16 protein-coding genes are annotated in these 18,112 nt (G+C 32.8%); 9 read left to right on the top strand and 7 right to left on the bottom strand.

Features of this window, described 5'->3' with window-relative positions:
- Window positions 1-41 precede the first annotated feature (41 nt).
- The 4 genes from EI427_RS18415 to EI427_RS18430 all read left to right on the top strand — a co-directional run bounded on the left by EI427_RS18415 (window position 42) and on the right by EI427_RS18430 (window position 4,269).
- Window positions 42-815 carry a tyrosine-protein phosphatase gene (locus EI427_RS18415; protein WP_240655330.1) on the top strand — a complete coding sequence of 258 codons (774 nt, stop codon included), beginning with the start codon at window positions 42-44 and terminating at the stop codon, window positions 813-815.
- Window positions 816-821: 6 nt separating this feature from the next.
- The gene (locus tag EI427_RS18420) at window positions 822-1,799 is read left to right on the top strand and encodes an NAD-dependent epimerase/dehydratase family protein (protein ID WP_170178539.1); all 978 of its coding nucleotides are present in this window, start codon (window positions 822-824) and stop codon (window positions 1,797-1,799) included.
- Window positions 1,800-1,927: 128 nt separating this feature from the next.
- Window positions 1,928-3,316, top strand: a complete 1,389-nt coding sequence (locus EI427_RS18425) for a tetratricopeptide repeat protein (protein WP_126617513.1) — start codon at window positions 1,928-1,930, stop codon at window positions 3,314-3,316.
- Between the two features lie 182 nt (window positions 3,317-3,498).
- A complete protein-coding gene (locus tag EI427_RS18430) occupies window positions 3,499-4,269 on the top strand; it encodes a phosphosulfolactate synthase (protein WP_126618483.1) in 771 nt (256 codons plus the stop codon).
- Between the two features lie 59 nt (window positions 4,270-4,328).
- Here the strand turns inward: EI427_RS18430 and EI427_RS18435 are convergent, their stop codons facing one another.
- A complete protein-coding gene (locus EI427_RS18435) occupies window positions 4,329-5,177 on the bottom strand; it encodes a flavin reductase family protein (RefSeq protein ID WP_126617515.1) in 849 nt (282 codons plus the stop codon).
- Between the two features lie 163 nt (window positions 5,178-5,340).
- On the opposite strand from EI427_RS18435, the gene cobT reads away from it, so the two are divergent.
- Genes cobT through cobC form a run of 3 tightly spaced genes read left to right on the top strand, consistent with a single transcriptional unit; the run spans window position 5,341 to window position 7,630 of the window.
- Entirely contained in the window at window positions 5,341-6,345 is a 1,005-nt protein-coding gene (gene cobT, locus EI427_RS18440; RefSeq protein WP_126617517.1) for a nicotinate-nucleotide--dimethylbenzimidazole phosphoribosyltransferase, read from the top strand.
- Window positions 6,345-7,118, top strand: a complete 774-nt coding sequence (locus tag EI427_RS18445) for an adenosylcobinamide-GDP ribazoletransferase (RefSeq protein WP_126617519.1) — start codon at window positions 6,345-6,347, stop codon at window positions 7,116-7,118. The genes cobT and EI427_RS18445 overlap by 1 nt, the downstream gene beginning before the upstream one ends.
- Window positions 7,103-7,630, top strand: a complete 528-nt coding sequence (cobC, locus tag EI427_RS18450; protein WP_126617521.1) for an alpha-ribazole phosphatase family protein — start codon at window positions 7,103-7,105, stop codon at window positions 7,628-7,630. Before EI427_RS18445 ends, cobC begins: the two co-directional genes overlap by 16 nt.
- A 230-nt stretch (window positions 7,631-7,860) precedes the next feature.
- Here cobC and EI427_RS18455 read toward each other — a convergent pair whose 3' ends face one another.
- Window positions 7,861-8,562, bottom strand: a complete 702-nt coding sequence (locus EI427_RS18455; protein ID WP_126617523.1) for an RluA family pseudouridine synthase — start codon at window positions 8,560-8,562, stop codon at window positions 7,861-7,863.
- A gap of 48 nt (window positions 8,563-8,610) precedes the next feature.
- Window positions 8,611-9,429, bottom strand: a complete 819-nt coding sequence (panB, locus tag EI427_RS18460; protein ID WP_126617525.1) for a 3-methyl-2-oxobutanoate hydroxymethyltransferase — start codon at window positions 9,427-9,429, stop codon at window positions 8,611-8,613.
- Window positions 9,430-9,604: 175 nt separating this feature from the next.
- On the opposite strand from panB, the gene EI427_RS18465 reads away from it, so the two are divergent.
- On the top strand, window positions 9,605-10,399 hold the full coding sequence (locus EI427_RS18465; protein WP_126617527.1) for an SDR family oxidoreductase: 795 nt from the start codon (window positions 9,605-9,607) through the stop codon (window positions 10,397-10,399).
- A gap of 40 nt (window positions 10,400-10,439) precedes the next feature.
- Entirely contained in the window at window positions 10,440-12,128 is a 1,689-nt protein-coding gene (locus tag EI427_RS18470; protein WP_126617529.1) for a DNA polymerase/3'-5' exonuclease PolX, read from the top strand.
- 81 nt (window positions 12,129-12,209) lie between these two features.
- Here EI427_RS18470 and EI427_RS18475 read toward each other — a convergent pair whose 3' ends face one another.
- The 4 genes from EI427_RS18475 to EI427_RS18490 form a co-directional block, all read right to left on the bottom strand.
- Window positions 12,210-12,647 (bottom strand): DUF5606 family protein, encoded by a 438-nt coding sequence (locus EI427_RS18475; protein WP_126617531.1) that lies wholly within the window; start codon window positions 12,645-12,647, stop codon window positions 12,210-12,212.
- 250 nt (window positions 12,648-12,897) lie between these two features.
- Window positions 12,898-16,770: a DNA-directed RNA polymerase subunit beta gene (gene rpoB / locus EI427_RS18480; RefSeq protein ID WP_126617532.1), complete on the bottom strand. Its 3,873-nt coding sequence runs from the start codon at window positions 16,768-16,770 to the stop codon at window positions 12,898-12,900.
- Window positions 16,771-17,000: 230 nt separating this feature from the next.
- Window positions 17,001-17,585 carry a TlpA family protein disulfide reductase gene (locus tag EI427_RS18485; protein ID WP_126617534.1) on the bottom strand — a complete coding sequence of 195 codons (585 nt, stop codon included), beginning with the start codon at window positions 17,583-17,585 and terminating at the stop codon, window positions 17,001-17,003.
- Between the two features lie 65 nt (window positions 17,586-17,650).
- On the bottom strand, window positions 17,651-18,109 hold the full coding sequence (locus EI427_RS18490; protein WP_126617536.1) for a hypothetical protein: 459 nt from the start codon (window positions 18,107-18,109) through the stop codon (window positions 17,651-17,653).
- Between the last annotated feature and the right edge of the window lie 3 nt (window positions 18,110-18,112).

An 18,112-nucleotide genomic window follows, 5' to 3' on the forward strand; every position in this document is an offset into this window, starting at 1 on the left:
TTTTGTAAGCTAACAATGATTTTTAAACAAGAGCATCCATCATGAAGTGGTTTACTAATTTATTCAAAAAAAATAAAAAAGAGGTAGCTGTATCTGAGCCTTTAGGTCCTCAGATTACAAGTGATATGCACGCCCACTTTTTACCTAATATTGATGATGGTGCACAATCTCTAGAAGAGTCTATTGATATTATTAAAGGACTAGTAGAAATGGGGTATAAAAACCTAGTTGCTACTCCTCACGTAATGAGTGATTTTTATAAAAACACTCCAGAAATCATTTTAGAAAAATTAGCGTTAGTTCAAGCAGAAGTTGAAAAACAAAATATTGATGTTCATTTAACTGCTGCTGCTGAATATTATTTAGACGAAGGCTTTCTGAAGAAATTAAAGAGTAATGAACCACTTCTTACTTTTGGCGATAATTATATTTTACTAGAAACATCTTTTATAAATTCTTGTTTCTTTATAGATGAAGTAATCTTTTTGTGTATTTCAAAAGGATATAAACCAGTAATTGCTCATCCAGAACGTTATACGTATGTCTATGGTAATTACAATGAAATTAAACGTTGGAAGAACTTAGGAGCACTTTTACAAGTGAATGCTTTATCGTTAGCAGGGTATTATTCATCTAAAGCAAAAGAAATAGCTCAAAACCTTATTAATGATCAATTAGTTGATTTTATAGGTAGTGATTGTCACAAGGCAAAACATTTAGATTGGTTAAAAAAAGTACGCACATTGTCGTACTATAATAAAGCACTTGGTTTACCTTTACAGAATAATCTTATTATTAAAGTACCTCAAAAGTAAATTCCATTGTTACTAGAAGGAAAAAAAGTATTTATAACTGGAGCAACAGGTTTTGTAGGAGGATATATTCTAAAAAGTATCTTACAAAAAGGAGCTCATGTAATTGCCTTAAATGGTAAACGTAACGATAAATCATTTTTAGGTGATGACAGTAAGTTGGTGACTTGGGTAGATATAGATATTCTCGATCCTAACTCACTTTTAGAAGAACTCAAAGAAATAGATTACGTGATTCATACAGCATCTATTGTTTCTTTTAATACAACTTTAGATGAACTTAGAGCTGTAAATGTAAATGGTACTGCAAACCTTGTAAATATTTCGTTGCAAGCAGGTATCAAAAAGTTTATTCACATAAGCTCAATTGCTGCTTTAGGAGTACCTGAATACGGTAATTTTATTAATGAAAACTCAAAATGGACAGGTGACAAAGGAATGTCAGCCTATGCTATTTCAAAATATAATGCTGAACAAGAAGTTTGGCGAGGTTACAGAGAAGGATTAGATATTGTAGTTTTAAATCCATCTGTAATTTTAGGAGTAGGTAATTGGGATAGAAGTAGTCTCACTATATTTAAAACAATACAAAAAGGCGTAAAATACTATCCTTCCGGGCTTTTTAGTTCTGTAGATGTAAGAGATGTTACAGCGGCAGTTATTAAAGCTATTGAGTTACCTATATCTGGAGAACGATTTATTTTAAATGCTTCTAATATTCCATTTAAACTTGCTTTAGAGACTATAAGTAATGGTTTAAATGTAGAAGCTCCTTCTAAAAAAATATCAAAGACTTCAGTCAATTTTATTTATTATGCTGAGAAAATATTTTCAGTATTTACCGGGAAATCGAGTCAACTATCAAAAGACCTAATAAAATCGCTTTTCTCAAGGTATGAGTATGATAATAAAAAGGCTCAAGAACAAATCAAAATCCCGTTTATATCGTTAAACGATACAATGAAATGGGTAAAAGAATCACTTTAATTTAAAAATGATTCTTTTATAATTAGTGGAATAAATTGGCTATTAACAGCACCAAATGGTATTTATTCCGATATTATACAACTTATAAACTGTACTGAGGTACGGTATTGATTAACAAAATCTTCAAAATGTCAGATAGTCAAAGTGATATAAAAAAAGCGATTGAGAAATACGAGTTGATGGAAAAAGAGGGGAGAATCGAGTTTTTTGATTTAAGTACCTTTGAAGACATTATAGAACACTATTTTATCAATTTTAAAATTCCACAAGCATTAAATGTATGTGAGAATGCACAACAAGTATATCCTTTTTCTACATCAGTTCTAGTTTTAAAAGCACGTATTCTAGCCTATTCTGGTCAGTTTAAAGAAGCTTTTACTGCAATTAATAATGCTGAGAAAATTGCACCAACAGACTTTCAAGTTTTATTTCATAAAGGTAATTTACATTCTATTTTAGGAGAAACAGATTTAGCAATTGCTAGTTTTGAGCAAGCTTTACCTGTAGCCGAAAATCCTGCCGATGTGTTTTATAATATTGGTATTACACTCCAATCAATTAATGATTTTGAGAAAGCTACACTCGCTTACAAAAGAGCAATTGAAAGTGATCTTACTCATGAAGATGCCATTTATGAACTTATTGACTGCGGAAGCCAAACTGATAAGTTATTAGATATTAGTAACTTCTTACAAGAATTTATTGATAACGATCCCTATTCTGCTGATGCATGGTACAATATGGGTATCTTTTATAGTCAGACAAAAAATTACTCTAAAGCATTAGCGGCATTAGAATATGCTACTCTGATAAACGATAAATTTGATCTAGCATACATGCAAATGGGGCATTGCTTTATGAACTTAAAGCAGTATCCAGAATCATTTAGAATGTATCTTGAAGCACTTCAATATACAGAATCACCTACTGCAGAATTATATTGTCATTTAGGGGCATCTGCAGAATTAATGGATGATTTTAATGTTGGAATTCGTTATTTTAAAAAAGCCATTGAGGTAGATGAATATTACGATGAAGCTTGGTTTGGTGTAGGAGAAAACCATAGAAAATTAGGTAACTACCTTCAGGCAACACATTATTTAAGTAAGGCTGTAAAGCTAAATAAGTTTTATGACGAATATTGGTATTCATTAGCTAGAGCAGAATGTCAGTTAGGGAATATAGCTTCTGGTTTAGAAGCATTTAAAGAAGGAAGTGAAATCAATCCTAAGAATGTAAACTTATGGTTAGATTGGTCCGAAGTATATAATTCAGAGAATGAGTTAACAGAAGCATCGAATATAATTTTAGAAGGTTTAAATCATTTACCCGAAAATCACTCTTTACATTATAGACTATCAGCCTACCTTTTATTAAGAGGAAAATTAAAAGATGCCTACAAACATATTGAAAAAGGACTGAAGCTAAATTATGATGCACATCAAGAATTAGTCGATTTTATTCCAAATTCTACCGTAAAAAAAATCCTAGAGGCAGCAATTCAGAAGTTTAAATGATATTTATTCCTAATTAGAATTAATATTTTAATTTTTTAACACAATTATACGTCATAACACATTCACATTTACGAAATTGCGCATCGGCTTATAACTATGCCTAGCATACAATTATAAACCACACTAAAAATGTATCGACTTAAAAAGTAATAGTCGATTTTTTTGTTACAAATCGTCAGATGATGAATTACGTTTTAAATAATCTACCTGAAAGAAGTGCTAAGCCTAGAAATAAAGGGCTAACTATGGCTATGGACAAAGGAATGTCTTTACGTGAAGTAGAAGATATTCTTGAAACTTCAGGAGATTACACTGATATAGTAAAATTGGGTTGGGCTACATCTTATGTGTTTCCTCAACTTCAAGAAAAAATTAATCTTTACAAAGAAGCAGGTATCAACGTTTATCTTGGTGGTACTTTATTCGAAGCTTTCGTAATTCGTAATCAATTCGAAGACTACTTAAGAGTTTTAGATAAATTCGGTTTAGAATATGCTGAAGTATCTGATGGTTCTATGGATATGGCTCACGATGTAAAGTGTGAATACATCAATAGATTATCAAAACAAGTTACTGTACTTTCTGAAGTTGGATCTAAAGACGAAACGAAAATTATTCCTCCATATAAATGGATTGAATTAATGCGTAACGAATTAGATGCTGGTGCTTGGAAAGTTATTGGCGAAGCTCGTGAAGGTGGTAATGTTGGTTTATTCCGTTCTTCTGGAGAAGTAAGATCTGGTTTAGTTGAAGAAATTTTAACTCAAATTCCTTACGAAAATATAATTTGGGAAGCTCCTCAAAAAGCGCAACAAGTTTGGTTTATCAAGTTAATTGGTACTAATGTAAACTTAGGTAATATTGCTCCTAGAGAAGTTATTCCTTTAGAAACTATCCGTTTAGGATTAAGAGGTGATACTTTCCACGACTTCTTAAATGAAGGTTGGAAGTAATCATTACAAGATATTTATTTTAAAGAGGTTGATTTTTTCGAAAGTCAACCTCTTTTATTTTATAACAAAAGCAGTTTCCATGCTTCTAGCAACAATCCTTTATCTAATAATCTTGCTGCTAGTAAATGGTTTTCTTCTCTTGAAGAAGTAATAGGCACTTCAATATTTTTGAAATCTATATCAATTGGTAGCTTTTCTATATTTGCTAATTTCGCCAAATGATTACCCGTTAGAATATCACTTTCGATAATATGTAAAGGTAATTTATCAATACCTATTCCTTTATTTCTTGTTGGTTTCTGAACAGAAAGTAATGCATTTCCAGAAGCTTTAACATACATATTTCCTCCCATTCTACCCATTAAGTTTAGCTTTGTAGAATCAATCATTCCTTTTTCATCTAAGGCACTTTCATCCATATGCATTTTTATAACCTCGCAGATTACTAAATTACCCGATCCACCTTCATTACCCATTGGGATAATTTCTTTTAAGATACATTCAAATTGAACAGGAGACTCTTTTACCCTTGGTGGTTTTACAAGCTCAGATTTTAATTCTGATAACCCCGATTTTATAAATTCATTTACCCCTTTATCATAGGCAGTACTTGATAAAGACATCTGTTCCACAATTTCATAAGAAACAATATTAACGGTACACTCTTTTGTCTCTCGTATATTTTCTAAAGTGTGTTTTTCTACATTATCTCTTACACTCTTAGTTGGTGAAAAAATTAAAATAGGTGGGTTTGCTCCAAAAAAATTAAAGCAACTATAGGGACTCAGATTAACAATATTGTTTTTATCTATCGTACTAACAAATGCAATAGGTCTTGGTGCAATAGAATTAAGCAGGTAGGAGTGCATCTCTGCTGTAGTTACCTCAGACGGTTGAATTGATTTCATATGTTTATGTGTTTACGGTTATAAAATCAACTTAATTAATTCTACATAAATTATAAAATCATAAGTCTATTATTTAGAATAATATAGAGAACTTATTTGAAAGGCTTTTCTACTTTTTATTGTACTTTTGTGTAATTACTTAACAAAAACTTGATAACAAACTATGAGCTTGACTTCAGATATTCAACAGAAAATAGATTTAAAAACAAAACCAATTGGAGCATTAGGAGAACTAGAAGAATTAGCAAAGAAAATATGTCTAGTTCAAAATACAACATCTCCAACACTACATAAGCCAACAATAATTGTATTCGCAGCAGACCATGGTCTTGCAAAAGAAGGAGTAAGTGCTTATCCACAAGAAGTAACTTTCCAGATGGTCCATAATTTTTTAAATGGAGGAGCTGCAATAAATGTTTTTGCAAAACAGCATAATATTCAATTAAAAATTGTTGACGCAGGTGTTAATCACGATTTTGAAAATGCGACTGATTTAATTAATGCTAAAGTTGGTAAAGGAACTCAAAATATGCTTCATGAGCCTGCATTATCATCGGGTGAAATTGCTATGTGTTTTGATAAAGCTAAAGAGATTATTAATAGTGATGCTATTAAAGATGCTGATATTATTGGCTTTGGAGAGATGGGTATTGGTAATACATCATCAGCTACTTTAATAATGAGTGCTCTTTATAAGCTAAGATTAGATGAATGTATTGGTAAAGGTACTGGTGTTGATCTTGAAGGATTTAAAAAGAAATATAACATACTCGAACAAGTAAAAGAAAAGCATGGTGATATCACTTCAGCCATAGGTATAATAAGTGCTTTTGGAGGATTTGAAATATGTATGATTGCAGCTGCAATGTTAGAAGCTGCTTCTCTTAAAAAGATGATTATAGTTGATGGATTTATAGTAACGACAGCATATGCTTTAGCAAAGGCTTTAAACCCAGATATTCAGAAAAACGCAATTTTTAGTCATGTATCTGATGAAAAAGGACATACACTTTTACTTCAAAAATTAGATGCTAATCCATTATTACATTTGGGAATGCGATTAGGCGAAGGAACTGGAGCTGCTATGGCTTTTCCAATTATCCAAAGTGCTGTAAATTTTATGAATGAAATGGCTAGCTTTTCATCTGCTAATGTGAGTAATAAGTAATGAAAAAAGAACTCTATTTATTCTTTACTGCATTACAATTTTTCACTAGAATACCCATACCAAAATGGGTTCCTTTTGAAGAAGAATACTTACAAAAATCAAGAAAATACTTCCCTTTCATTGGTTTAATTGTAGGGTTAATTTCTGCATGTGCATATCAAGGTTTAAGGTATTTCTTGAGCTCCGAAATTTCAATAATTTTTTCAATAATTTCAAGTATTTGGATAACCGGAGCCTTCCATGAGGACGGTTTAGCTGATACTTTTGATGCTTTTGGAGGAGGTTATACAAAAGAGAAGATTCTTACAATAATGAAGGATAGTCGCATAGGCACATATGGAACTATTGCTTTAATTATTATTCTAGGACTCAAATTTGAACTTTTAATTAATCTTCAACACATTAGTGATGATTTTTTAATAATAAGTATTATTTCGGCACACACCTTAAGTCGTTTTATGACTTCTCTATTAGTCGACTTTTTACCATACGTTCAAGATATAGATACTAGTAAATCTAAACCAATTGCTATTACAAAATTTAAATTATCTCCTATACTATTTGGAGGGTTAATAGCCTTAATTCCATTTCTATTTTTTCAACATATTATATTATTCTCAATAATTCCAGTAGTACTAATTTTCACAAGCTATTTAGGTATTTATTTTAAAAATAAAATAGGAGGGTATACTGGCGATTGTCTTGGTGCAACACAACAATTAACTGAGGTTTTAATTTATCTCTTATTAATTATCTCATGGAAATTTATATAGCTCGTCATACCAAAGTTGCTATTAAAAAAGGCATCTGTTATGGACAAAGTAATGTTGAATTAGCAAGTACTTTTAAAAAGGATATTACCACTGTACTTACTAAGTTACCAACAGATGTTGATATTGTCTTTTCATCTCCATTAAGAAGATGTACACTACTTGCAGAAAAGTTATCAACACAGTATTCAACAGATAATAGGCTTCTTGAATGTAATTTTGGTGATTGGGAATTAATAGCCTGGAATGATATACCTAGAAATCAATTAGATAAATGGGGAAATGATTTTATTAATCAAAAACCACCTAATGGAGAAGCTCTAAAAGATATTAATGAAAGGGTAATTAGTTTTATTGAAGAACTTATAAAGTATGATGTTGATAAAGTTGTAATCATCACTCACGCTACTGTATTACGCATTTTTCATCAACATTTTAATAAATACCCATTAGGTAAAATCTTTGATTTAAAAGTTGATTATGGAGAAGTTATAAAGGTTATCAACACAAAATAAGCTGTTGATAACTTTTATTCATCTAATAAGTCAAAATACAATGATCGTTTTAGATAGTTATCAACATTACTATTGGAATTCTTCAATTTTTAATGAATATTCCACGTGGAACAAAGTTATTCACAGTCATTGTGTTGATAACTTTTTATTTATAGAAATTTACAAAAATAAAATCCCTATTATCAATAAATGACAATAGGGATTTGTTGATATCTTTCTTTTTCTAACTATTAAATAGAAGAAGACATCTCTGTAAAGTTTCTCCAAATATCGTGTTCAGGAAGCCTTGCAGTAAAACGCATTGGTTCTTTCTTAATAGGGTGTTCAAATTGTAATTGTCTTGCATGCAAGAAAATCATTTTACCTTTTAAGATTTGCTTCTTACTACCGTATTTCATATCACCTTTAATTGGTGCTGCAATGTTTCCTAATTGTGCACGAATCTGATGAGAACGACCTGTTTTAGGTGTTACTTCTAAACAATAATTATCACCAACTCTACCAAGAACTTGGTAATGAGTTTCTACATATTTACCACCTTTCTTTTCTGATTGATAAACATGAGAACGGTTCTTTTTCTCGTCTTTTTTCATCCAATTGATCAGAGTATCCGCGTCTTTTTGAGGGCGTTTTTCTACTAAAGCCATATAAGTTTTAGTAATCTTATGATCATGGAATATTTTAGCCATTCTTTCAGCAGCTTTAGATGTTCTTGCAAACACAACAACACCACTAACAGGACGGTCCAATCTATGTACAGGAGCTAAAAATACAGCACCTGGCTTATTATATTTTTCCTTTACATATTGTTTCACGATGTCGGTTAATGTTTCATCACCTGTCTCATCACCCTGAACCAATATACCAGGAGCTTTATTTACAACCACTAAATGATTGTCTTCATAGATAATCTGAGATTGATCTAAATTCATAGTTTTCTTTTTATTAATAATTTATGTGCTTCATCACACACTAATTATTTAGTAACATTCTTTCTCGTTCGGGAAATCTTTAGATTTTACATCAGAAATATAATGATGAACAGCTTCTGTCATCATACTTCCAATATCTGCATATCGTCTTAAGAAACGAGGTTTAAAATCCTGAGTAATTCCCAACATATCATGTACAACTAATACTTGTCCATCTACCCCTGCACCCGCTCCAATTCCTATTACCGGAATTGTTAATTCTTTTGCAACTCGCTCAGCAAGTGTCGAAGGTATTTTTTCTAGTACTAAAGCAAAGCATCCTAACTTTTCTAAAAGTTTAGCATCAGCAATTAATTTATTTGCTTCTTCTTCCTCTTTTGCTCGTACTGTATATGTACCAAATTTATAAATTGATTGTGGTGTTAAACCTAAATGGCCCATTACAGGAACACCAGCAGAAAGAATACGCTCAACAGATTCTTTTATCTCTTCACCACCTTCTACTTTAACAGCATGTCCGCCAGATTCTTTCATAATTCTAATTGCAGAACGTAACGCCTCAGATGAACTACCTTGGTAGCTACCAAAAGGAATATCTACAACTACTAATGCTCTATCAACTGCTTTTACAACTGATGAGGCATGATAAATCATATGGTCCAAAGTAATTGGCAATGTAGTTTCGTTACCTGCCATCACATTAGAAGCCGAATCACCAACAAGAAGAACGTCAATACCTGCACCATCTAATATCTTAGCCATTGAATAGTCATAAGCAGTAAGCATAGAAATTTTCTCGCCGCGCTCTTTCATTGCTGATAATTGATGTGTAGTAACCTTCTTTATATTTTGTTTATGGACTGACATTGTGTTTCAATTAAAAATTCTCCGTTCTTTTAATTTAAGAATACAAATATACAAGTATCTCTTGATTGATAACAGTTAATATCTATCTCTAATTCGTTGATTCTTATGATCTTTGTATTACTTTTTGTAAACACTTCAAAACAGAATCAATAATTGGTTGTATTTTCGTCTTATCATGAAAAAATCAAGGTTCAAAAATAGAGTTTGTTGGATTACAGGCGCTTCTTCAGGAATAGGTAAAACATTAGCAATTGCTTTAGCTAAAGAAGGGGCTAAACTTATTTTATCTGCTAGAAATTCTTCAAAATTAGAAGAAGTAAAAAAGACAATAGGAGCTAATTTTCCTATCCAAATTCTACCCCTTGATTTAAATGATCATAAAGAAGTACTCTATAAAAAAGTCGATTTGGCTTATGAGTTCTATGGAGAAATTGATATTATATTTCATGTCGGAGGTATTAGTCAACGTTCCAATTTTGAGAATATCTCTACAAGTACTTTTGAACAAATAGTTGCTGTAAACTTTTGGGGTGCAGTTTATTTAACTAGAGCATTATTGCCAATTCTAAGAAAATCTGATGACCCAATCATCGTATCTATTAATAGTGTTCAAGGTAAATTTGGAGTACCTGATAGGACTGCATACTCTGCTTCAAAACATGCATTAATGGGCTTTTTTGATTCTTTAAGAGCAGAGTTGTTTACAGATAACATTCAAATTACAAATATTCTTCCTGGCTACGTAAAAACTGATTTAGCCAAGAATGCACTTCAAGGTGATGGATCAACACAAGGGCATTTAGATGAAGGAAAGGGCGGTATAACAGTTGATAAAGCCGTAAAAGATATACTCTCTGCTGTATCAAAAGGCAAAAGTGAAGTAGTTATTGGCAGGCCTAGAGAACAAGCCGCTGTTTACATCAAAAGATTCTTTCCTAGATTCTTTGAAAAATTAATCAGAAAGAAATAGTAATCTTCTAACTTTATAACTTCCCAAGAAAAAAGATATCATGACAAATAAAGATATAATAAAGACGTTCCGTTTAGTTACTTCATTAATGGAGTTACATGGAGCAAATCCTTTTAAAACAAGAGCCTATTCTTCTGCAATCCAAAGTATGGAAAATGCAGGTACGCCACTTTTTGAACTTTCTGCTGATCAGTTAGTAGAGATTGGTTTATCGAAAACAATGGCAGGAAAATTAATACTTCTTTTTGAAACAGGTACTTTTAAGGAGCTTTCTGAATTGAAAGAAGAAACTCCAGAAGGTGTTATAGAAATGATGGGATTAAGTGGAGTAGGACCTAAAAAAATTGCTACGCTCTGGAAAGAGTTAGAGATTGATTCTTTAGAAAAACTTAAAGTTGCTTGTGAAGAAAATAAGGTACAAACCTTAAAAGGGTTTGCTGCTAAAACTGAAGCTAAAATACTTCAACAAGTTATTTTTTTACAGGAAAATAGAAAACGATTACATTACGCTAAAGCTGAAGTAATTGCTCTTAATATTTTGACTTTTTTAAATGATAAAGGGTTTAAAGCTTGTACATCTGGTGAATTATCTCTCCATAGAGAGATTGTAGATACCCTGAGTTTTACAGTTGAAACTGAAAGTACAAAAGCATTAATAGGTATATTATCTGAATTAGATAGTATTGATTTAGACGAGGAAAGATCTATTCCACTTACTTTAAGAGGAGCTACTAAAGATACGGGTAGCCTAATTGAAATTTATGTGGCTTCACCTCAAGAATATATAAAATTATCTTTTAAGAATAGTGCTACACCAGCTCACTTACAATTAAGTAAAGATAATGTCTCACCTTCTTTGAATGATATTCTTAGAAAAGAAGATGTTGTTTCCTATAAAGAAATTTATGAAAAAGCAGGTTTACCATTTTTCCCTCCAGAATTAAGAGAAGGCATTTTTGATGAGCAATTTCTTAAAGAAGGTATACCAACTTTGGTAGAAGATCATGATTTAAGAGGCAGTCTTCATAATCACTCTGATTATTCTGATGGGCAAAATACTTTAAGAGAAATGGCTGAATTTTTAAAAAATGAAGGCTATGAATATTTAGGAATTTCTGATCATTCAAAAACTGCTTTTTATGCTAATGGGTTATCAGTTGAGCGTATTCAAAAACAACATCAGGAAATTGATGAGTTAAATAAAGAGTTAGCTCCTTTTAAAGTATTTAAAGGTATAGAATCTGATATTCTATCTGATGGTAGTTTAGATTATGATGATGATGTTTTAGCAACCTTCGACTTTATTGTTGCTTCTATTCATTCTCCTTTAACAATGACAAAAGAAGTAGCAACAAAACGCTTGATTACAGCTATTGAAAATCCTGCTACTACGATTTTAGGACATCCTACTGGTCGATTATTACTTCGCAGAGAAGGTTACCCTATAGATCATAAAGCTGTTATAGATGCTTGTGCAAAACATAATGTTGTTATTGAAATAAATTCTAGCCCTTGGAGATTAGATTTAGATTGGAGATGGGCAAAATATGCTCTAGATCAAGGAGTAAAATTATCTTTAAATCCAGATGCTCATGCAGTAGAAGGATATGCTGATATGCACTTTGGATTACTTGTTGGACGTAAAGCAGGACTTACAAAAGAGATGACGCTAAATGCTTTATCGAAAGATGAATTAGAAAATTATTTCAATACTAAAAAAGGGAAATAATTTAGTCTCTAAAAATATAAAAAGGCGATGCAAGAAATTAAAACTTGCATCGCCTTTTCATTTATAAAACTTTTGAGAAAATTACTCAGCCGCTTCTTCTGTAGATTCCTCTTCTTTTGCATCTTCTAATGCAGAAGGATAGAACTCTACTAACTTGTTGTACCAAGTTACTAATTTCTTAATGTCAGAAGTATAAATACGATCGCCATCCCAATTTGGTAATACAGAGAAGATAAAGTCCTCTAAAGACTCTTCACTTTTAGTATCAACATCTAATTGAGCTAATCCGTGCTTTTCTTTTACAGAAGCAAATACTTCTTCTAAAGCTACAGATTCTTCAGCTTGACCTGTAACATACATAGAAATCTCTTTTAAGATAGAGATTCTTTGACTTGCATTTACGATTGCTTTTTTAGGCTTTACCTCTAAAGATTCAACAATCACACCTGAACGTGATGGTTTTAACACTTTAAATAAACCTGGCTTACCTGCAATAGCAGCAATATCTTTTAAATTCATTGTTCTAATATTTATAGTATTCAGAATTAATTTATCTACAATTATTCAACGTGTAGAGTTCAGTAATTCAGTATTATTGTCATTGACCTTTATCTGTGGCAAAAAATGCTACGCAATTTAATAAATGACAGCTGATTTTTACTACTTCTTTATATTTATCTACTTAATGAATATGAAAAAACCTGTGAAGAGAACTTCACAGGTTTTTCATATATACATTTTGGCTTTTTAGTCTTGTTCAGACCTAGAATTATTTCAATGTAATCTCTAATGCAAGACCACGAAGTTCGTGCACAAGAACATTGAATGATTCTGGAACATTTGGATTAGGCATGTTATCGCCCTTAACGATCGCTTCGTAAGCTTTCGCACGTCCTTGAACATCATCAGACTTAACAGTTAAGATTTCACGAAGTACATTAGCAGCACCAAATGCCTCTAATGCCCACACTTCCATCTCACCGAAACGCTGACCACCAAACTGTGCTTTACCACCCAACGGTTGTTGAGTAATAAGTGAGTAAGGTCCAATTGAACGAGCGTGCATCTTATCATCAACTAAGTGACCTAGTTTCAGCATGTACATTACACCAACAGAAACTCTCTGGTGGAATGGATCACCTGTTAAACCATCATATAATTGAGCACGACCGAAGTCTGGTAAACCTGCTTCCTTCAATTCTGCGATTACTTCTTCTTCAGAAGCACCATCGAAAATAGGAGTAGCATATTTTCTACCCATTTTTAAACCAGCCCAACCTAGAACAGTTTCATAGATTTGACCGATGTTCATACGTGAAGGTACACCAAGAGGGTTAAGACAGATATCCATAGGAGTACCATCTTCTAAGTATGGCATATCCTCTTCAGGAACAATCTTAGCAACAACACCCTTGTTACCGTGACGACCGGCCATCTTATCACCTACTTTCAATTTACGACGCTTAGCGATGTAAACTTTAGCAAGTTTTACGATACCTGTTGGTAATTCGTCACCTACTTCTAATGTAAATCTATCACGCTTAAAGTAACCAGTTACCTCGTTACGAGCATTGATATAATTCTTTACAGTATCACGTACTAACTCATTAACGCGAACATCTTCAGTCCAGTTATCTAAGATAAGGTCACCAATAAGGTTTACTTCCTCAGCTACTGCATAACTAGAATCATCACGGAATGGGTTATCACCAGAGAAGATATTTTCAGCGATATTAGCTTCGTTGAAAACAACTCCTTTACTGATTACTTCTTGACCAAATTTATGACGTACACCTTCACAAGTCATACCGTCTAATAATTCAATCAACTTCGTCATCATTTTGTTTTCAAGACCTTTCAAGTCGCGTGAGTATTGTTTTTTCAATAACTCAACTTCTTTCTTAGCCTTAGCACGTAAATCTTTATCCTTTTTAGGACGAGCAAATAAACGTGTATCGATAACAGTACCGATTAATGATGGCGATGCTTTTAAAGAAGCATCTTTTACGTCACCAGCTTTGTCACCAAAGATAGCACGTAATAATTTTTCTTCTGGAGTTGGATCAGATTCCCCTTTAGGAGTAATCTTACCAATTAATATATCACCAGGACGAACACGAGATCCTACACGGATAATACCGTTCTCGTCAAGGTTTTTAACTGCTTCTTCACCAACGTTAGGAATTTCAGAAGTTAATTCTTCTTCTCCACGTTTAGTGTCACGCACTTCTAATTCATATTCAACAATGTGAAGCGAAGTATAAACATCATTACGCACTACACGCTCAGAGATTACGATCGCATCCTCAAAGTTATATCCTTGCCAAGGCATAAATGCTACAAGCAAGTTTTTACCAATTGCTAACTCACCATTTTGAGTAGAGTAACCTTCAGAAAGAACATCACCTTTAGCAACACGTTGTCCCTTCTTAACGATAGGACGCATGTTCATACAAGTATCTTGGTTCGTTCTACGGAACTTCACTAATGTATGTGACTTCACTTCATTCTCAAAACTAGCTAGTCTTTGATCTTCAGTGTGGTCATACCTCATATTGATAGAGTTCGCATCTACTGTATCTACAACACCGTCTTTCTCTGCAAGAACAACAGTACGAGAATCAATAGCTACGTTTCTTTCAAGTCCAGTACCTACGATTGGTGCCTCAGGTCTCAATAACGGCACAGCTTGACGCTGCATGTTTGATCCCATCAATGCACGGTTGGCATCATCATGCTCCAAGAAAGGAATTAGAGATGCTGCAATAGATACAATTTGGTTAGGAGCAACGTCCATATATTGGATATCTTCCGGCGCTTTAAGCGGGAAGTCACCCTCATAACGAACTTTTACAAACTCCTCAATGAAACGGTTGTTATCATCTAGATCTGTTTTCGCTTGTGCGATAAACTTATCATCCTCTTCTTCAGCTGAGATGTATGTAACGTTGTTGTCCTCAATGTCAACAACTCCATCTGTAACTTTACGATAAGGAGTTTCAATGAATCCCATGCTGTTTACTTTTGCATAAACAGTAAGAGATGAAATAAGACCAATGTTTGGCCCTTCCGGTGTTTCAATAGTACAAAGACGACCGTAATGTGTATAGTGAACATCACGAACCTCAAAACCTGCACGCTCTCTTGATAAACCACCTGGTCCTAATGCTGAGATACGACGCTTATGCGTTACCTCTGCAAGAGGGTTAGTTTGGTCCATAAATTGAGAAAGCTGGTTAGTACCAAAGAACGAATTAATCACAGATGATAACGTACGAGCATTCACCAAATCAACTGGTTTGAAGTCTTCGTTATCACGTACATTCATACGTTCTTTAATTGTACGTGCCATACGAGCTAAACCTACTCCAAATTGAGAGTAAAGTTGCTCACCCACCGTACGGATACGACGGTTTGACAAGTGGTCAATATCATCAACTACTGTTTTAGAGTTGATCAAGTGTATCAAGTGCTTGATGATTTTGACAATATCTTCTTTAGTCAGAACACGGACATCCATGCTTGTTTCCGACTGTAACTTACGGTTAAGTTTGTAGCGACCTACTTCACCTAAATCATAACGTTTATCAGAGAAGAACAAGTTGTTGATAATATCACGTGCTGTCTGATCATCAGGAGCCTCAGTATTACGAAGTTGACGGTAAATTTGGTGTACCGCTTCTTTCTCTGAGTTTGAATTATCTTTAGATAACGTATCGAAGATGATACGGAAATCATTGATGTTAATATCTTTTCTATGAACAATTACTGAGCTTACGCCTGCGTCTTCGATCAATTCAAGATCTTCTTCAGAGATGATATGATCACGCTCTAAGATTACATCGTTACGATCAATAGAAACTACCTCACCAGTATCTTCATCTACGAAGTCTTCTGTCCATGTTTTTAATACACGTGCAGCAAGTGTACGGTTAGATAAATTCTTAAGATTCTTCTTATCGACTTTGATTTCTTCAGATAAACCGAATAAATCTAAAATGTCTTTATCCGATCCATAACCGATCGAACGAAGAAGCATCGTAACAGGGAATTTTTTCTTACGGTCGATATATGCATACATTACGTTATTAACGTCAGTTGCAAATTCGATCCATGATCCTTTAAAAGGAATTACTCTTGCAGAGTAAAGTTTAGTACCGTTTGTGTGTTTTGATTGTGCAAAGAAAACACCTGGCGATCTGTGTAATTGAGAAACAATAACACGTTCTGCACCATTTACTACAAACGAACCACGAGTAGTCATATAAGGAATGTTACCTAAAAACACATCTTGTTCGATGGTTTCAAAGTCTTCATTGTCTTCGTCGCTACAAGAAAGCTTTAATTTTGCTTTTAAAGGTACACTAAAAGTCAAGCCTCTCTCTACACACTCATCTACAGTGTATTTAGGAGGATCAATTGTATAATCAATAAATTCCAAATTAAAATTCTCACGAGAATCTGTAATAGGGAAGTTCTCCATGAATACCTTATAAAGACCTTCGTCTTCACGGAATTCAGGAGGAGTGTCTATTTGAAAGAAATTGTGGAAAGACTTAAATTGTACATCTAAGAAGTCTGGGTAACCCAATACTCTTTTTGCTGATGCAAAATTCTTTCTACCGTGCTTGAATGTTGCCAAGGTGGTACTCTTTTTTAAGTTTCAAAACTATCTGAATATCAATCGATTACTATCTGTAAAAGTTAATAAATCAGGGCCGCCAAAATGTATTTTTGTGCTATATTTCTATACTTTTCCAAGTACATGAAAAAATATATATTATATGCAACTTGCAAATATAGACAAAACTTACTAAAGTCATACGATTCTAGTAAGAAGTTTTATCAATAATATTAAATACTAAATATAAGTCAGTCAGATGTTAGCATATTTATAAAGCTCTCAGAATCATAGTTTGCTAGTCCCTGATGATTATAAATTACCTCTCCATCTTTATTTATTACATAGGTTGAAGGTATGGAATTACTGTAGAAAATTGATGGTACAGAAGTTACTTTTTGATAAATAGGAAAGGTGTAATCTTTTCTTTTTAAAAATTTACTTGCCTTCATTTTATCCTCATCAACATTCAATAAAATAAAGACTACATCTTCTCTATTTTTTAATTGATCGTAAAGAGATTGAATACTTGGCATCTCTGCAATACATGGAGGACACCAAGATGCCCATATATTTAGAAAGATCATTTTACCTTTAAAATCAGATAATTTTACTTGTTTGCCTGATTCAAATTCTTTGAGTACCCAATTATAATCTGCTTTACCAGAAATACCTTGCTCTGTATCAGCATTTACAATACCTGTAGCTACAACAAAACGTTGTAAAGTTCCTGCTACATCTGTTAATAGTCCCGTAAAATAAAGTGTACCAATTATAGCTACAAATATTCCCCAAGACTTCAACTCCTTTAAAAGAAATTTTTTAGTGATTTTCATTTTTTCGTATAAAAAAACCTCTGTATCTAGTTAAAGATACAGAGGTTTATATTAATTAAACTAACCTATTTTTGAACGATAGGCATTTCGCTTAATATTTGTGTTTTTAAGAAACTATTAATCAATTCATTTAATTGAAAAAATCTTGCAACCGTTTTTGGTGCTAGCTCTTTAGACATCATTTTTAAATGCTTCTTCTTCAACTTAACATCTTTAGCTTGTAAAGCTACAAGACCAGATACCATTGTAGAAGCTTCTTCATCACTGAAACCATCAGTTCCACCAATCAATGTCTCAAATAATTTTGTTTTCTCTCTTGATAATTCTGAATTATCTAATTCAAACTTATCATATAGTTCCCAAAAAATAGGAGCTTCTTCTAAAGTCAACTGCATGTTTTCAGTAAAGAAGATTCTTTTTTCTGTTTTGATTACAGTTTTAATTGTTTCTGCATCAATTGATTGTGCATTTGAAACAATTGACATCCCTATTAATAGAGAAAGTACAAAAAAGATTTTTTTCATTAT

The sequence above is a fragment of the Flammeovirga pectinis genome (assembly GCF_003970675.1).
In the GTDB taxonomy this organism is placed as follows: Bacteria; Bacteroidota; Bacteroidia; order Cytophagales; family Flammeovirgaceae; genus Flammeovirga; species Flammeovirga pectinis.